This window comes from Acinetobacter seifertii (genome assembly GCF_016064815.1).
Lineage (GTDB): Bacteria > Pseudomonadota > Gammaproteobacteria > Pseudomonadales > Moraxellaceae > Acinetobacter > Acinetobacter seifertii.
In genome coordinates, this window is sequence record NZ_CP065820.1 from 3,181,149 (window position 1) to 3,198,018 (window position 16,870).

Annotated in this window: 16 protein-coding genes; 9 read left to right on the forward strand and 7 right to left on the reverse strand. The window is 38.5% G+C overall.

Going from position 1 to position 16,870, the window contains the following annotated elements; translation table 11 throughout:
* Positions 1-9 precede the first annotated feature (9 nt).
* The 4 genes from I8T81_RS14600 to I8T81_RS14615 form a co-directional block, all read right to left on the reverse strand.
* On the reverse strand, positions 10-1,428 hold the full coding sequence (locus I8T81_RS14600; protein WP_198071543.1) for a phosphomannomutase/phosphoglucomutase: 1,419 nt from the start codon (positions 1,426-1,428) through the stop codon (positions 10-12).
* Positions 1,429-1,623: 195 nt separating this feature from the next.
* Complete coding sequence (dut, locus tag I8T81_RS14605) at positions 1,624-2,076, reverse strand: dUTP diphosphatase (protein WP_000868152.1); 453 nt, start codon at positions 2,074-2,076, stop codon at positions 1,624-1,626.
* A 24-nt stretch (positions 2,077-2,100) separates the two neighbouring features.
* Positions 2,101-4,140 carry a DNA helicase Rep gene (gene rep / locus I8T81_RS14610; RefSeq protein ID WP_004703308.1) on the reverse strand — a complete coding sequence of 680 codons (2,040 nt, stop codon included), beginning with the start codon at positions 4,138-4,140 and terminating at the stop codon, positions 2,101-2,103.
* Between the two features lie 193 nt (positions 4,141-4,333).
* On the reverse strand, positions 4,334-4,987 hold the full coding sequence (locus tag I8T81_RS14615; protein ID WP_004703310.1) for an OmpA family protein: 654 nt from the start codon (positions 4,985-4,987) through the stop codon (positions 4,334-4,336).
* 245 nt (positions 4,988-5,232) lie between these two features.
* Here I8T81_RS14615 and I8T81_RS14620 point away from each other — a divergent pair, with 245 nt between their 5' ends.
* From I8T81_RS14620 to I8T81_RS14645, 6 genes are all read left to right on the forward strand, one after another.
* Positions 5,233-6,159, forward strand: a complete 927-nt coding sequence (locus I8T81_RS14620; protein WP_077165711.1) for an acyltransferase — start codon at positions 5,233-5,235, stop codon at positions 6,157-6,159.
* Between the two features lie 14 nt (positions 6,160-6,173).
* The gene (locus I8T81_RS14625; RefSeq protein ID WP_151819279.1) at positions 6,174-7,220 is read left to right on the forward strand and encodes a preprotein translocase subunit SecA; all 1,047 of its coding nucleotides are present in this window, start codon (positions 6,174-6,176) and stop codon (positions 7,218-7,220) included.
* Between the two features lie 121 nt (positions 7,221-7,341).
* Positions 7,342-8,064 carry a septum site-determining protein MinC gene (minC, locus tag I8T81_RS14630; RefSeq protein WP_019456833.1) on the forward strand — a complete coding sequence of 241 codons (723 nt, stop codon included), beginning with the start codon at positions 7,342-7,344 and terminating at the stop codon, positions 8,062-8,064.
* 70 nt (positions 8,065-8,134) lie between these two features.
* Entirely contained in the window at positions 8,135-8,947 is an 813-nt protein-coding gene (gene minD, locus I8T81_RS14635) for a septum site-determining protein MinD (protein ID WP_019456834.1), read from the forward strand.
* A 2-nt stretch (positions 8,948-8,949) separates the two neighbouring features.
* The gene (minE, locus tag I8T81_RS14640) at positions 8,950-9,222 is read left to right on the forward strand and encodes a cell division topological specificity factor MinE (protein ID WP_003653273.1); all 273 of its coding nucleotides are present in this window, start codon (positions 8,950-8,952) and stop codon (positions 9,220-9,222) included.
* Positions 9,223-9,305: 83 nt separating this feature from the next.
* Positions 9,306-9,593, forward strand: a complete 288-nt coding sequence (locus I8T81_RS14645) for a PA4642 family protein (protein ID WP_004703320.1) — start codon at positions 9,306-9,308, stop codon at positions 9,591-9,593.
* 48 nt (positions 9,594-9,641) lie between these two features.
* On the opposite strand, the gene rhtC is transcribed toward I8T81_RS14645, so the two are convergent.
* Entirely contained in the window at positions 9,642-10,262 is a 621-nt protein-coding gene (rhtC, locus tag I8T81_RS14650; protein WP_004703321.1) for a threonine export protein RhtC, read from the reverse strand.
* Positions 10,263-10,412: 150 nt separating this feature from the next.
* Positions 10,413-13,445: a DNA translocase FtsK gene (locus tag I8T81_RS14655; RefSeq protein ID WP_198071544.1), complete on the reverse strand. Its 3,033-nt coding sequence runs from the start codon at positions 13,443-13,445 to the stop codon at positions 10,413-10,415.
* A gap of 269 nt (positions 13,446-13,714) precedes the next feature.
* Between I8T81_RS14655 and trxB the strand changes: the two genes are divergently transcribed.
* The 3 genes from trxB to I8T81_RS14670 all read left to right on the forward strand — a co-directional run bounded on the left by trxB (position 13,715) and on the right by I8T81_RS14670 (position 16,347).
* A complete protein-coding gene (gene trxB, locus I8T81_RS14660) occupies positions 13,715-14,662 on the forward strand; it encodes a thioredoxin-disulfide reductase (RefSeq protein ID WP_191000613.1) in 948 nt (315 codons plus the stop codon).
* A gap of 119 nt (positions 14,663-14,781) precedes the next feature.
* Positions 14,782-15,513: a leucyl/phenylalanyl-tRNA--protein transferase gene (aat, locus tag I8T81_RS14665; protein ID WP_019456836.1), complete on the forward strand. Its 732-nt coding sequence runs from the start codon at positions 14,782-14,784 to the stop codon at positions 15,511-15,513.
* A gap of 18 nt (positions 15,514-15,531) precedes the next feature.
* On the forward strand, positions 15,532-16,347 hold the full coding sequence (locus tag I8T81_RS14670) for an arginyltransferase (protein WP_198071545.1): 816 nt from the start codon (positions 15,532-15,534) through the stop codon (positions 16,345-16,347).
* Positions 16,348-16,385: 38 nt separating this feature from the next.
* Here the strand turns inward: I8T81_RS14670 and rimI are convergent, their stop codons facing one another.
* Positions 16,386-16,841, reverse strand: a complete 456-nt coding sequence (gene rimI / locus I8T81_RS14675; protein WP_198071546.1) for a ribosomal protein S18-alanine N-acetyltransferase — start codon at positions 16,839-16,841, stop codon at positions 16,386-16,388.
* Positions 16,842-16,870 lie beyond the last annotated feature (29 nt).

Genomic DNA, 16,870 nt, shown 5'->3' on the forward strand with positions numbered 1-16,870 from the left:
TCTCCTTACTTAGGCTTCAGAAAGTTCTTGTGCAATTTGCGGGTAACGCTCTTGCAACATATCAATAAATTTTTGCTGGATTTCCTTTAAACGTAAAGGATTATCAGCATCAAATCTTACGGTAAAATACTCACCTGTATTTGATGCTCGAATAATGCCAAAACCATCCTCAAAATCAAGACGTACACCATCAATTTTACTAATATGTGCGCCTAGACGATGGCTCAAAATTTCAATGTCTTGTAGTACATGTTTAGGGTCTGAATGGTGATTACTGATGTAAGTATCCTCGGTACAGCATCTCTCAGGATAAATAGAAAATAACTCAGAAATAGTTTTTGCTTTAGATTGGGTAAAATATTCCATTACACGCAGTGCAGCATATATTCCATCGTCATATCCAAAACCACGACCATCATTAAACACATAATGACCCGCGTATTCACCACCAAAAATGGCTTGCCCTTTAGACTTGGATAAATATGAACGAAGGAAGCTACTTCCAGTACGAATCATTTTCGGTTTACCGCGTAGTTGCTCTACAGTTCTTTGAACCATAAGCGAACATTTCACATCAAATACAATTTCTTTATCTGGTTGCTGTTCTAGGCACATTTGTGCAAAAAGCGATAAAAGACGATCCGCTGTCAGAATATTTGCTTTTTCATCGAGTAATACGACACGATCGCCATCACCATCAAGCGCAATACCAATATCTGCATCTTGCTCAATAATCGTTTTACGCAGTTCTTTTAAATGTGCAGCATGTGAAGGATCTGGCGCATGGTCAGGAAACTCGCCATTTGGGGTAGTACGTAAAGCAATGACTTCACATCCCATTTTTTCAAGTACCAGTTTCGCACAATGCCCTGCCGAACCATGTAAACCATCTAATACGACTTTTAATGGGCGTCTGAGTTGAATATCTTTAAAAAGAGCCTGTTGGTATTTTTTACAAAATTCTGATTTAAATTGAGGAGTTGATAATTCTAATAATGATATTGGATGAACAGGAACATAAGTTTGCGCAAACTCACCGACTTGCTGAATCATTTCTGGGGATGGAGGTTCCCCTTTTAATATCCATTTAATACCATTATCTGATTTAGGATTATGGCTAGCGGTTACCATAATGCCATTGCCGCCAAACTCACGTGCAATGTAATACATCATCGGGGTCGAGCAACAACCAATATTTGTAACTGTTAAACCCTGCTCTATTAACATCTCTTCAATTAAATGAGCGTAAGATGGACTTGTGAGACGGGCATCATAGCCAATTACTAATTGAGTTTGTGCTGCTTGTTTATATTGTTGTGCCAATCCATAGGCAATTGAACGGACGACGTCTGTAGTTAAATAAGAAAGTTTGCCTCTGATATCGTAAGCACGGAAAATATTTTTTGGAAATGAGTGTCTTACATTCATAACGTATCTTCTATTTAAAGATCAATCTGATCTATCGCAAAAACATAGAGTATTCAAAATTTGAAAGGGTATTTGCTAAAAAAGTTAAAAGAGTATGAGTAAAGCGTTTTGTAATATAATTCATTGTAACATTCAAGACATAAAAAGAAACACCTGTAAAACAGGCGTTTCTTTCAATAATTTTTTATAAGCTAATTATTGTTTACCCGTGTGACCAAAGCCGCCCGCACCGCGTAAAGTTTCTTCAAATTCCTCTACTTGCTCAAACTCAGCCTGAACCACTGGAACTAAAACATACTGTGCTAAACGCTCACCCGGTTCTAAACGGAAAGTCGTTTGACCACGGTTCCAAACTGAAACCATCAATTCACCTTGATAATCCGAGTCAATTAATCCAACCAAGTTACCAAGAACAATGCCGTGTTTATGGCCTAAACCTGAACGCGGTAAAATTAAACCAGCAAAATTCACATCATGAATATAAATTGCCATACCTGTTTTAACCAATACAGTTTGGCCTGGTTCAATTTCAATTGCTTCATCTAAACAGGCACGTAAATCTAGACCTGCTGATCCTGCTGTTGCATATGAAGGTAAAGGCCATTCTTTACCTAAACGCGGATCGAGCAATTTAACTTGAACTTTCATTGGATTTCCTAAAAATTAAAAAAATTAACGCTTTAATAAAGCTTTTAAATTTGCCAAATATTGTTGAGCCTGTTCTTTAGGGTCAACATTTGCTGCAATTTTCTTTTTACGCCCTAACCATTCGAGCTCGTCTTGCGGAAGCTCATCAAGGAAACGGCTTGGGGTCATTTGTTTCATTTGACCACCATTTTTACGCTGTTCTGCCAAAGTCAAAGTCAGCCCTTGACGTGCACGGGTAATACCCACGTACATAAGACGGCGTTCTTCTTCAATGGTTTCAGCTGCAATCGAGTTTTTATGCGGTAAAAGCTCTTCTTCAAGTCCCATAATGTACACATATGGGAACTCCAAACCTTTTGCTGCATGCAAAGTAAGTAGGTTTACTTTGTCAGTGTCCTCTTCTTCTTGCTGCTGTTCTAACAAATCGAGCAAGACCAGTTTTCGAATAACGCTTTCAATGTTCTTTTCATCAACATCTTCTGCACGATTAATCAGATTTTGAATACTGGTAAATAAATTCTCGATATTGTCGAGTTTACTTTTCTCTTGAGCAGGTGTTGCTGACTGTTCACGAATATAATCGATATAACCCGCCTCATTCATCATTTGACGAACTTTAGGCACAGGCTCATCATCTTCTAGCAACTCACGCGTAAATGTCGCAATAAAGTCGGCAAACTCATGCAATTGAGTTTCTGCTTTTTTAGGAAGAACCATACTTAAACGTTGGTCTGAAGAAGCGCCAAGTAAAGATAAATTATTTTCTTGCGCAAATAAACCTAGCTTCTCAAGAGTAACTGGCCCAATCGCACGTTTAGGCGTATTAATAATGCGTAAGAAAGCACTGTCATCTTCAGGGTTAATAATAAGACGTAAGTAGCTCATCACATCTTTAATTTCTGCACGAGCGAAGAATGATGTACCGCCAGAGAGTTTATAAGGAATTTGCATTTGGCGAAGCTGGGTTTCTAATACACGTGCTTGAAAGTTACCACGGTACAATACAGCGTAATCTTTCCAGTTCTTACCGTTCATCAGCTTATGAGTCAGTAAGTCTTTGACTACGCGTTCAGCTTCATCGTCATCATTACGGCAGGTAATAATTCTGATGACCTCACCATGGCCTTTATCACTCCACAATTTCTTATCAAAAATATGCGGGTTATTCTGAATAACGCAGTTCGCAGCTTTCAAAATACGGCTGGTCGAGCGGTAATTTTGCTCAAGCTTAATAATATGTAAATTTGGGAAATCCTGTTTAAGCAAAGCCATGTTTTCAGGCTTCGCTCCACGCCATGCGTAAATCGATTGGTCGTCATCACCTACCGCGGTGAACTGCCCCATTACACCAACCAACAGTTTCACTAAAATATATTGCGCGGTGTTGGTATCTTGATATTCATCGACCAATAAATAACGAACGCGGTTTTGCCACTTGTCACGTACTTCTGCATTTTCTTGCAGTAAGCGGGTTGGCATAACAATCAGGTCATCAAAATCGACGGCGTTGTAGGCACGTAAATTACGTTCATAAAGTTGATAAAGATGCGCAAACTGGACATCTTCAGGAGTTTCACACGTCGAATGTGCTTGTTCAGGTAAAATCAGATCATTTTTCCAATCTGAAATTTTCTTCATTGCTTTAGCAATTAATTCTTTGCTTTCTGCACCAGACAAATTATCGCGATGCATCAAATCCATCAAAATACGTTTACAGTCATCTGCATCCAAAATCGAAAAATTAGCTTTTAAAGGTAAATTTTTAAGTTCTAAACGTAAAAGATTTAAGCCAAACGTATGGAAAGTCGAAACAGATAAGCCTTTTGCTTCTTCACGTGATAAAAGCTTGGTTACACGCTCTTTCATTTCACGTGCGGCTTTATTGGTAAATGTCATCGCTGTAATACGATGCGCAGGAATACGACAATGCTGCACCAAATAGGCAATTTTACGGGTAATTACCGATGTTTTACCTGAACCAGCACCAGCAAGCACCAATAAAGGGCCTTGAGTATATTTCATGGCTTCTTCTTGCTTGTCGTTCAATTGACTGGCAGCTGACATCGTGTATTACCTCTTAATTTTTCGAGCATGATTATAGTCATCTCTTTTTTAGAATCCCAATAATAAATCTGCGGATATGTATAAATGATGTCTAATAATGCAATTTATGCGCCGTAGAATGTCGTGATTATTTCTTGTACTGCACCCATAAAAAAACCACCCGAAGGTGGTTTTCGAAACAATAAATTAAATCTTATTGTTTAGCATAAATGCTGATTTCTACGCGACGGTTTTGTTCACGACCAGAAGCAGTTGAGTTGTCTGCGATTGGGTTAGAAGAACCATAACCTTGTGCATCAATACGAGTAGAAGATACACCTTTACCAGCTAAATACATTTTAACTGATTGAGCACGTGCTTGAGATAATGGAATGTTGATAGAGTCATTACCAGTGTTATCTGTATAACCGGTAACTAAAATCGCACTCTTGTTATCTTCAGCTAATGTTTGAGCTACTTTATCCAAAGTTGCATAGAAGTTTGGTTTGATGTTTGATTTGTTCGTATCAAAAGTAATGCTACCTGGCATAATCAATTGAACAGAACCATCTGGGTTACGGCCTACTTCTACGCCAGTACCCGCCATTTGCTCACGTAATTTTTTCTCTTTGTTATCAAGATATAAACCACCAGCTGCACCAAGAACTGCACCGATTGCCGCAGCACGGTTGTTTTGACGGCTAGAGTTTGCACTTGATTTAGAAATACCATAACCTGCTGCTGCGCCAATTAAAGTACCTAATGCGGCTTTATCGTATTCAATTCCACCTAGGTTGTTACCTGTTGTCTGACAACCAGATAATACTACTGCTGCCCCTACGACTGTTGAAATAACTAGTGCACGCATTGCATGCCTCCTCACTTTGTGTGTTTTGTTGTCTGGATGAATAATGAAACAAAAAGGAAGTATAAAACATTGATATTTTGTTAATAATAAACAGTTTAGTTATTTTTTTGTAATATTTTGATGCACTTTAAGATGCGCACTCATCACAATTTCTTCATTGTTATCTAAGATATCGTTGTATTTCATTTCACGATAGTTATAGTTGAACAACTTTCCATGGATTTTAGATATTCGGGGTCATTTATATGTCAACTGCACCCAATAAGCAATCTGCGCTAAAAAAAATTACACGTGGACTCACTGTAGGTACAGTCATCACAGGTAGTACTTTTTTTCATGGACCACCTGTATTGGCTTTAGGTTTGACTAAGCTGTTAAAAAAATCTTCTAAAGTTGATGAAACCAATATTCAAATTACAAATAGCTGGCTTGGTGTAAATAACTGGCTCATTGATCATGTTTTACCAAATTTAAAATGGGATATTACGATCGATGAAGGTCTTGATTTGAGTATGCAAGGCCGTTATGTAATGACCTGTAACCATCAAAGTTGGGTTGATACGACAGTAAATCAGTATTTTGGTTTAACACGTATGCCCCTTACCCGTTTTTTTACCAAATGGGAACTCATCTTTATTCCGTTCGTTGGTCAAGCCTTTAAAATTTTAGGCTTCCCAATGATGAAGCGTCATACTAAAGAGCAAATTGCGAAAAACCCTGAGCTCAAAGACCGCGATATGATGGAAGCACGTAAAGCGTGCGAGCAACTCTTGAGCCAACCTTTTACTTTATTAAACTATTTAGAAGGTACACGTTTTACTCAGGAAAAACATGATCAACAAAATTCGCCATATAAACATTTGTTAAAACCTAAAGCAGGTGGTTTGGCGTTGGCTCTAAATATTTTGGGCGACAAAATTGATGCTTTGGTTGATATGACGATTGTCTACCCTGACGGTGTACCGGGCTATGGCGAATTCTGGTTAGGTGATGTTTCAAAAATTGCGGTAAATCTTCGTAAAATTGAAATACCAGCTTGGGTACTCGGTGGTAACTATGAAGATGACCCAGTTTATCGTGAACGTTTTCAACAATGGGTACACGAGCTTTGGACTGAAAAAGATCAACTTATCGAACAAATGAAAGCTCGATATACTACTTCAACTCATTAAAAGCATTTATAGCTATGCAAAACAGTTCCAGAAAACAAGCAAAATATTACCATATGGACCCAAACAGCATTTCATTTAAGCTGTTTTTGGTTTATGACATCTTTATGGTGTTTATTATTATTTTCAATTTGTTCTGTCTTGCAGCAAATTTCTTTTTAATGAGCAGTATTGGGGCATGGTTTTTTGAACATATTCACTTGCCCCAAGTACTCAGCTTTTATAAAACCTATTTACACCCATGGGTAATTACGACAGAAGCTTGGTTTATTGGCTTTTTAATTACTGAATTTCTTGTCCGTTGGGGCATCTCTATTGTTTATAAACACCATAAACGTTGGTTCTTCTTCCCATTTATTCACTGGTATGAAATTTTAGCCATCATTCCTCAATTGCGTTTTTTACGTTTGTTTCGTGCTGGCATTATTGCCTATCGTTTATATGAATTAGGCTATCCTATTATTCCTGAAGGCTGGAGAAAAAACGGACTATTTTATTATCGCGTCGTTATGGAAGAACTGTCTGACCGTGTTGTTATTACGGTTATTGATGGCATTCGAAATGAGCTACAGACCAGCTCAACACATAAACAAATTATTCACGACTTGGTTAATCATCATCGTGAACAATTTACAATTACCCTGACATCTATATTGCAAGAATCATTAGCGACTGCTTTAAAAGAACAAAAGCCAGCAATTACAAAAGGCGTTGGGCAGATTGTTGATCAGGCAATAGAGGATACGCCTGAGTTAACTCAATTATTACGCTTAATTCCTTTAGTGGGTGGTCGTATCGAACAGCAAATCCAAAGTATTGGACAACGGCTCGGTGAAAATATCAGTGCAGGTTTAATTGAACCATTAGTTGAAGGATCAAAAGAGCACCCAAATGCAACTTATCAATTAATTTCAGAAAAAATAAGTAACGTGAATATTAATAACCGTGAGCTTGAGCAACTTGTAGAGTCTGTGGTGTTTGAAAGCCTAGAAGCAATTCGCAAACAAGTTAAGGTCAAACAGTGGCAACAAACCCTTGCGGAGCATGATCGAATCAAAGAATAAGCATTTACTTAATTTTTTATGAAACACGCTAGAGAATTGGCACGATTTGTTCTAGCATTTGCTCTATTTACAATAAACTTAACGATATTACAGCTCGTTTTAACGCCTTGAAGGAAGACTTATGGCTGATATCCGGATTACCGGCAGAATGGTTAACTTTAGCAGGATAACCTTCGATACGAATGATCATGATGTGATCCGCCAGCAATTATCAAACATATTAAATGAAGGGTCCTATCAGGGAACTCTCGTTATTATAGATAGTACTGTTGAACAAGAGTTGATTGCTTTAATTCAGCTGTTAGTCAGCTTAGGTTTGCAACCAATGGCAGTTATTGATGGTATTTTGGGTGATGAAGCACGCGCTATTCAGTTCCCTGTATTACCAGCAGATCAGCCATTACAACGTATTAAAGCAACTGCCGAGCAAGTTGCAATTGTAGAGAAACCGGCACCTGCACAAGCTTCAGCAGAAACAAAAAAACCACTAAATAATAATGCAGTTGCCCATATTACCTCTTATCATGATGAAATTTTGCGTACAGGCCAATCTCTTGTACAAGACCAAGGCGATATTATTTTAAAAGCTGGCATGAATAGTGGATCTGAAGTGATTGCTTCAGGAAATATACATATTTATGGCACGGTTCGTGGTAGAGTCATTGCTGGTGCGGGTGGGCACGCTGCTGCACGTATTTTTTGCCAATCTTTAGAGGCTGAACTCGTTTCCATTGCCGGAACATATTGTGTCGCAGATGATATCCCTAAACATGTGGTAAAAAAGCCAGTACATATTTATTTAAATGAAAAGCAAGAGCTTGAATTTGAAGCTCTAGAACTTTAGTTTATTAAGCAAATCACCAAAAAACAGCCCTTTTAAGGGTGTATGTATGACCATAATAGGAGTGGATTCGGTGGCCAAAATTGTTGTCGTAACATCAGGCAAAGGTGGTGTAGGTAAAACTACAACGAGTGCATCTTTTGCAACAGGTTTAGCCCTTCGTGGTCATAAAACTGTTGTGATTGACTTTGATGTAGGCTTACGTAACCTTGATTTAATTATGGGGTGTGAGCGTCGTGTTGTTTATGATTTTGTCAATGTAATTAACAATGAAGCACGTCTGCAACAAGCCCTTATTCGCGATAAAGATATCGAAAACCTTTACATTTTACCGGCTTCACAAACCCGTGATAAAGATGCTTTGAGCGACGAAGGTGTTGCTCGTGTGATTGACGAACTTGCTCAAGAATTTGATTACATTATTTGTGACTCACCTGCTGGAATTGAGCGTGGTGCAATTTTAGCAATGTACCATGCAGATGAAGCAATCATTGTGACAAACCCTGAAATTTCTTCAGTACGTGACTCTGACCGCATCATCGGAATGTTAGACAGTAAAACTAAAAAAGTTGAACACAACGAAGGACGTATACGTAAGCATTTATGTATTACACGTTTTAACCCTGAACGTGCTGACCGTCAGGAAATGCTGACGATTGATGATATTTCTAAAGATATTTTACGCGTACCGACATTAGGTGTTATTCCTGAATGTCCAAGCGTATTACAAGCATCAAACGAAGGTAAGCCAGTTATTCTGTATTCAGAAACTAAAGCTGGCCAAGCGTATGATGACTTGGTTGCTCGCTTTCTTGGCGAAGAACGCCCTTATCGACACATCACAGCTCAACCTAAAGGCTGGTTAGCACGACTATTTGGAGCGTAGATATGGCAGGATTCTGGAGTAAATTATTTAGCAGTGACGAAAAGCCATCAAGTGCTCAAACTGCTAAAGATCGTTTAAAAGTTATTGTTGCATCAGAACAAGGTTTAGGCCGTCGCTTAAGCCAAGACAAGATTGACCAAATGAAGAAAGAAATCATGCAGGTGGTGAGTCGTTATGTCAGCGGTGTAGGCGAACAGCATATCCAAATGCAAGTTCGTTCTGAAGCAAATATCGAAATGTTAGAAATGAATATCAATTTACCTGAAGAACGATAATTCTATTTCTGACTATTCAACACATCAGAATCAAGGCAAAATAACGCAAGTTATTTTGCCTTTTTTAAAATGAGGAGATTGTCATGGCATTATCACAGCCAGCAACTTTCAATGAAGAATGGTCCGATGAGCGTGTTTTTGCCTACCTCAACCAACTTCCTCCAAATGGTGTGAACGCAGATTTTCATGTGCTCTACCATGCTTTCAAACATATGCGTCCAAATGACTATGAACGTCTTTTGACTAAATTTGTTGCAGATGGACGAGATATCAATGCAACAGATCCTGAAGGTGAACGCATCCATGACGTGATTGCTAAATTTCCGCGTCAATCAGCGCCGTTTTTAGAAGTTTTAGCAAAATTTGCTTAAGCTTAAACATAAAAAAGCCTCTTTAAGAGGCTTTTTTATTGTCTGGATTTACCGGTTTCCAATGAGGAAAATACCAAATACAGTGAAAATACCACCTGAAATCCCATCAATCCATTTTGAAAAATTACGGTAAGCCACTCTGAAACTTGGTAACGAGAAAATAAATGTCACAAAGCAGAACCATAAAATCGTTTCAACCGACACAATAATAAAAAGCAACCAATGAACTTGATCAAGCTGAGGGTTAGCTAAAAATAAAGAGAACACACTACCGAAATAAATCACAGCTTTCGGATTCGATAAATTGGTCAGCAATCCTTTCATAAAAAATAAGTAAGGTGCTTTAGGTAACTCAACCTCCGTAACCTCTTCCTGCTGATTTTTTGAAAATGCCGAACGTAACATTTGATAGCCTAACCAACATAGGTATAAGCCACCAGCTATAAGCAAACCTTGCTTTAACCAAGCCATTTTCTCGAAAATAATATTTAAGCCCATCAGTGCTAAAGATGCCCAAAACATAACGCCTGCTGTTATTCCTGCTACAACCAGCATTGCTTCTTTACGAGATCGGCTTACCGCGGTCTGCGATACTAGAAAGAAATCAGGCCCTGGAGTAATAAGCGCACAAAAATGAATAAAAGCTAACGTAATTAACGCGACTAGCATGTTGTCCTCCTGATTTGTTTCATTGTTTTTTATTTAGAAGCACACATTAGCATTTTTTACTATTTGATAAAATCTCAAACTTTCAGTTCAGGGCTATTATTTTGGACTATAAAAAAAGCCTCCGAAGAGGCTTTTTTTATAGTAAAGATATTAAACTAAAATATCTCGCTTACCATTGGCACCCATAGCACTCACAATACCGTTCTCTTCCATTTGGTCGATAATACGGGCAGCACGGTTATAACCTAAGCTAAACTTACGCTGTAATGAAGATGTAGATGCCTTTCGAGTTTCTAGGACAAACGATACGCATTGATCATAAAGTGCATCACGGTCTGAAGCACCATCACCCTCTTCAAAGCCACGAGATGTAGGTTCTTCATCAAATGGCGTCAAGATCTCATCTACGTAGTCAGGTTCACCGCGTTCACGCCATGCATCACAGATACGGTTCACTTCATCATCACTAATAAATGCGCCATGTACACGTTCTGGCTCAATCTTACCTGGCCCTAAGAACAGCATATCACCATGACCTAACAAGTCTTCTGCACCACCTGCATCCAAAATAGTACGTGAGTCAATTTTACTATTTACACGTAAAGCTACACGCGTTGGGATATTGGCTTTAATCAAACCCGTAATAACATCTACCGATGGACGCTGAGTTGCAAGCAAAAGGTGAATACCGGCAGCACGAGATTTTTGCGCCAAACGCGTAATCATTTCTTCAGCTTTCTTACCTACTTGCATGATCATGTCGGCAAACTCATCTGCCACAATTACAATTGATGGTAACGGCGTTAAACGAGGTGCACGCTCTTGTGTCGCTGAGTCACTTGGCTTCCATGTTGGATCAATTAAGTCTTCCCCATTTGCAATTGCTTCTTCAACTTTTCGGTTGTAGTCACTTAACTTACGAATTTTAAGGAATGACATAAGCTTATAACGGCGTTCCATTTCATTTACACACCAGTTTAATGCACTGACTGCATCTTTCATGTCAGTCACTACAGGCGTTAATAAATGCGGAATATCATTATAGTTTGCAAGTTCAAGCTGTTTCGGGTCAATTAAAATTAAACGTAATTGGTCTGGCGTATACTTAAGTAACATCGATAAAATCATCGAGTTAACTGCAACAGATTTACCAGAACCTGTGGTACCCGCAACCAACATATGCGGTGCTTTTGCTAAATCGGTTAATACCGGATTACCCGAAATATCTTTCCCCATTGCCATGCTAATCAGTGCGCTTGGATCTCGATATGTTGGCGTTTCCAATAACTCGATCAAACGTACCATTTCACGGGCACTATTAGGTACTTCAATACCAATATACGGTTTACCCGGAATAACCTCTACAACACGTACAGAAGCCATAGACATTGAACGTGCCAAATCGCGGGAAATATTAGTCACTTTAGACGCTTTTACACCCGGTGCTAAGTCTAATTCAAAGCGCGTAACAACTGGCCCTGGCTGAGCTTCAACCACCTGAGCCTTAACATTAAACTCTTGTAATTTAATCTCTAACAATTCAGACAAACGTGAAAGCTGCTCTTCGGTAAAGTTAACTTTCTTATTTGGGTCAACCTTATCAAGGAGTTCAAAGCCCGGTAATGTTGGTAAATCTAAACGCTTCTTGGCTACCTGCATTGCACGAGACATTGGTCGACCAGATGCATCAGTTAATGGCGCATCAAAATCGAACTCATCTTCAAAATCGTCCTCAGGCTTTCCAGCAGTTTCTTGCCAAGCTTCAATAAACTCTTCTTTTGAAAGCTTCTCTGTACCAATCGCAGTTTGAATTGGTGCTTGTACAAATGCTGAAGATTGAGCATAACTACTTGCTTTGACCGGTTGAGTTACTGGAGCAATATCTTCATCGATTAACAAGTCATCAAAATCATCAAACACCTGTTCATTTGATAAATTTTTAGGTGACTGATTTAAATTCGATGGAGCTACAGATGTTTCAACTGATGCATGAGATGTTTGCGGCGTTACAACTGGTTCAACATGATGGTCTTGAATGAACGGCGTATGTACATCAGTAGCAGTTTTACTATTTGGAACTGCGGCAAGCAATTCATCAAAAATCTCATCATCATTCCAATCTAAACTTTGATGAGTATTCGAGACTTGAGGCTGAGTTTGTTTAGCCTGATAAGCTACCTCTTGGAACTGCTCATGACTTGGATGTTCATTTGAATCATCAGCTGCTCTTAATAAGGCGTCAATTTCTTGCTTATGACTTGCATCATCACGTTGCAAAGCGCGCCAAACTTCACCGGTAGCAACCAGACGCTCACTATCTTTTTTAAGCTGATGAGCTTGTTCAAGTGTATGTTCAAAGTTTTCTGGTTGAGGAGTTTGCTTTTCTTCCACAGCTTCAGGCTGACTTTGCTCTTTTGCTAAAACATCGGCAAATAAACGCTCTGCCACTTCATCGTGTCGTGTAGAGCTAACTTTTGTTTGTGTTTTTTCTGGTTGAATATTTAACTCTACCTCATCAGCAACTTCGGCCTTAGGCATCTCTGCAACTTTTACCTTTGCTGTTTTATTTGCTGGCTGTGTAGTTAAATCATAAGCAGATTCATTTGGCGATACGTTCTTATAGAATAAGTCTTGTAAATAACTTGGCATCGCTTTGAGCGTAACCCAAGTTTTGCTCCACTGCACCCCAAATGCCAAAGTGAACAAAACCACCCCAAAAACCAATAAAAAGAATGTGGCACCATAAATTGTTAGCACTTGAGATAAGCTCTGCCCCAATTCATAACCAATAATCCCACCTGCGGCATTATCTAAAGTATCTGCAGGTACATTCCAGTGTAAATAGAGTAAACTCGACACAACAAGAATTAAGAAGAATTGAGCAGCATAACGAAATGGGCGGTTTAGAAAACTATGCGGCCACCAGACTTGAATGGCTTCAACAAACAAGAAAATTGGAATAAGCAAACTTGCCCAGCCTAAAAAGCCGAACAGCAAATCTGCAATCCATGCACCAGCAATACCACTTGCATTAGATACTTGCTGAGTATCACTTGAAATATGCATCCAGCCCGGATCAAATGGCGTATACGTTACTGTCGCCAGAAACATATAAATACCAAAAGAGACCAAGAATAATGTCATCAATAAGCGCTGTGCATAAACACTTGACACCGCAGTCATATACTGTCCTGTAACCCATTTAATTATTGGTTTAGAGATGTGAAGACCAACATTTCAGATCTTCAACGAATGAACTTTATATTATGCACCTGTTCTTACAAAAAAGGTGCATGATTCTTTACAGTTGTTGTTAACATAAGGCTCTTCTATATTGTTATATAACTTAATTCGATTGACCTGATCAATATTATCCACATCGATTTCACGCTATTGGTCGGCAATTTCACGTATAATTTTCAAAATTCTCGAAATAAATAAGGATACCCTCAATGAGTGCTCGTCATTCTCGGTTAATTATTCTCGGTTCAGGCCCTGCAGGTTATAGTGCGGCTGTGTATGCAGCTCGTGCAAATCTCAAACCAACACTTATTGCTGGTTTACAGCTTGGTGGCCAACTTACAACAACAACCGAAGTTGATAACTGGCCGGGCGATCCTGAAGGTTTGACTGGTCCTGCTTTAATGGAACGTATGCAAGCGCATGCTGAACGCTTCGGTACCGAACTTGTCTATGACCATATTAATGAAGTGGACTTAAATGTACGTCCTTTCGTTCTTAAAGGTGATATGGAAGAGTACACTTGTGATGCATTAATTATTGCGACAGGTGCAACAGCTCAATACCTTGGTTTAGAGTCTGAACAAAAATTTATGGGCCAAGGCGTGAGTGCTTGTGCAACATGTGACGGTTTCTTCTATAAAAACCAAAAAGTAATGGTTGTTGGTGGTGGTAACACTGCTGTTGAAGAAGCACTTTATCTATCAAATATTGCTTCACATGTAACTCTAGTACACCGTCGTGATTCTTTACGCTCTGAGAAGATTTTACAAGATCATTTATTTGCTAAAGAAAAAGAAGGCAAAATCAGCATCGTTTGGAATCATGAAGTTGAAGAAGTCTTGGGTGATAATACTGGCGTAACAAGTGTTCGCCTTAAATCAACCAAAGATGACTCTAAGCAAGATGTAGAAGTTCATGGTCTATTCGTAGCAATTGGCCACAAACCAAATACAGGAATGTTTGATGGTCAATTAAACTTACGTGATGGCTACATCCAAGTACAAAGTGGTACTTCAGGTAATGCAACAGCAACTTCTGTAGCAGGTGTTTTCGCTGCAGGTGATGTAGCTGATAGCATTTATCGTCAAGCGATTACATCAGCTGGTTCAGGCTGTATGGCAGCACTAGATGCAGAGAAATATCTAGACAATCTTTAAGTTTAGATATTACAAACAGCCGTTTTATAACGGCTGTTTTTTTATCATTTATAATAATTACTGGCTGCCTCATATTAATTTTTATAGCATAACCTTTAAACGCACATTATTTTAGACTTATGAACAAACTACCTCTATCTCAATATATTTTTCCAGATCCAGAGGAAGCTGATCCAGATGGTCATGGTTTAATTTGTATCGGAGCAGACCTCTCCCCTTCTACTTTATATGAAGCTTACACCCATGGTTTGTTTCCATGGTTTAATGAAGATGAGCCTATTTGTTGGTGGAGTCCGGAACCACGCTGTGTGATTTATCCTCAAAACTATAAACCAAGTAAATCGCTCATTCGGAATATGAAAAAGTATGATTACACCATTACGGTAAACCGTGCTTTTGAACAGGTCATACGCTCATGTTCACTACCTCGAAGTTATGCTAATGAAACTTGGATTAGCGAAGATATTATTCAGGGCTATTTAGCAATGTTTAATGCAGGTTATGGCTATAGCATAGAAGTCTGGCAAGATGAACAGTTGGTAGGTGGTTTATATGGGGTAACGATCGGGAAAGGTTGTTTTGGCGAGTCTATGTTTAGTACCCAAACCGATGTTTCTAAAATGGCTTTTTATACTTTAATGTTAATCGGTCAAGAAAATCAGCTTCCTTGGGTCGACTGCCAACTAGTAAATAGTCACTTAATTAGTCTTGGGGCTTGTACACTTTCTCGGCAGGAATATCTTAAATCGTTACAAGATGTAATTATTCACCCCTCTATCAATTGGAAAAAGTATCAAGAACGTGTATTTTCAAGTAAAACAATAGCATTAAATGCAAAATTAATGGAATGATAACAGGAGGGACCAATCATGAAATCATATCACCCGAAGTCCCTTTTAAATGATCTGCAGTATTATATTACTCCACCTCACGATTGCAGCTATTTAGAAAATAAATCAGCACGTATGGTCTTTTTAGACCCGATTCATCGAATTGATGTGGTGACTCTTTCTGAACTTTCTCGTTTAGGTTTTCGTCGTAGTGGCGACTTTGTATACCGTCCTGAATGCCATTTATGTAGACAATGTTTGTCTTGTCGAGTTCCTGTAGCCGATTTCCAAATGAACAGCATGCAAAAAAAAGCATGGAAACGGAATCAAGATCTTACCATGACTGTTCTACCAACACGGCAAGCTGCACAAATTCATTATGATTTATATGAACGTTATATTAATGAGCGCCATGCCGATGGCGATATGTTTCCGCCAAGTTTAGATCAGTTTGAAAAATTTCTAGTTCATAGCTGCACAGATAGTTTCTTCTTGGAATTATGGAAAGATAACCGTCTGATCAGTGTTTCTACTTGTGATTTAATGGATGATGGTTTATCAGCGGTCTATACATTCTTTGATCCAGATGAGCACCGTAGATCTTTAGGTGTTTATTCGATTTTGAATCAAATCGAATATGTAAAATCACTTGGCTTAGAATATCTTTATTTAGGCTATTGGGTACCTCACTCTGCCAAAATGAACTACAAATCGCAATATACACCTTTAGAACTTTTACTAGATGGGCAATGGCGCCGTTTAAATAGATCATTGTCACCAGAAGAGATCCAACAGTTAGGCACGTCTCTTATGTCAACCTTACCTTCCGAATGGAACAACTTAATTATTAAATAGTTTTAATCTATTCTTATCAAATGCAAACAGATAAGTGATTAAAATAATGATGCAAAATCATCAGTACAGGTTTTTACCATAATCACCGCATTTTCACGCCCACCTTCTTGAGTAGGATAATAATTGCGACGCAGATCAATTTGGTGAAAGCCTGTTTTTTCATATAAACCAATAGCTGCTTTATTACTTTCACGAACTTCTAAAAAAATTTGTACTGGCTCATTTTTTAATTGATCAATTGAAGCACTTAATAATTCATATCCTAAACCCTGCCCTTGCATTTTAGGATCAACTGCCATGAGTAATAAATTTGCTTCATCTAAAACGGGTTGTAAAATACAAAATCCAACTACTTTGCTATTTAACTCAATCACTGTGCATTGATAAGAATTCAAAGATTCAATAAATTGCTGTCTTGACCATGGGTGTGTCTGAACAAGCTTTTCAATTTGAGCAACACTATCAATATCGGAGGCTTGCATAGTACGAATCATGAATTTCAACACATTTACAGATTTCTAGT

Bases quoted from the DNA above. Each gene is read 5' to 3' on its own strand.
- I8T81_RS14600 (WP_198071543.1), bottom strand. From the start codon at position 1,428: ATGAATGTAAGACACTCATTTCCAAAAAATATTTTCCGTGCTTACGAT.
- dut (WP_000868152.1), bottom strand. From the start codon at position 2,076: ATGAAAGTTCAAGTTAAATTGCTCGATCCGCGTTTAGGTAAAGAATGG.
- rep (WP_004703308.1), bottom strand. From the start codon at position 4,140: ATGTCAGCTGCCAGTCAATTGAACGACAAGCAAGAAGAAGCCATGAAA.
- I8T81_RS14615 (WP_004703310.1), bottom strand. From the start codon at position 4,987: ATGCGTGCACTAGTTATTTCAACAGTCGTAGGGGCAGCAGTAGTATTA.
- I8T81_RS14620 (WP_077165711.1), top strand. From the start codon at position 5,233: ATGTCAACTGCACCCAATAAGCAATCTGCGCTAAAAAAAATTACACGT.
- I8T81_RS14625 (WP_151819279.1), top strand. From the start codon at position 6,174: ATGCAAAACAGTTCCAGAAAACAAGCAAAATATTACCATATGGACCCA.
- minC (WP_019456833.1), top strand. From the start codon at position 7,342: ATGGCTGATATCCGGATTACCGGCAGAATGGTTAACTTTAGCAGGATA.
- minE (WP_003653273.1), top strand. From the start codon at position 8,950: ATGGCAGGATTCTGGAGTAAATTATTTAGCAGTGACGAAAAGCCATCA.
- I8T81_RS14645 (WP_004703320.1), top strand. From the start codon at position 9,306: ATGGCATTATCACAGCCAGCAACTTTCAATGAAGAATGGTCCGATGAG.
- rhtC (WP_004703321.1), bottom strand. From the start codon at position 10,262: ATGCTAGTCGCGTTAATTACGTTAGCTTTTATTCATTTTTGTGCGCTT.
- I8T81_RS14655 (WP_198071544.1), bottom strand. From the start codon at position 13,445: ATGACTGCGGTGTCAAGTGTTTATGCACAGCGCTTATTGATGACATTA.
- trxB (WP_191000613.1), top strand. From the start codon at position 13,715: ATGAGTGCTCGTCATTCTCGGTTAATTATTCTCGGTTCAGGCCCTGCA.
- aat (WP_019456836.1), top strand. From the start codon at position 14,782: ATGAACAAACTACCTCTATCTCAATATATTTTTCCAGATCCAGAGGAA.
- I8T81_RS14670 (WP_198071545.1), top strand. From the start codon at position 15,532: ATGAAATCATATCACCCGAAGTCCCTTTTAAATGATCTGCAGTATTAT.
- rimI (WP_198071546.1), bottom strand. From the start codon at position 16,841: ATGATTCGTACTATGCAAGCCTCCGATATTGATAGTGTTGCTCAAATT.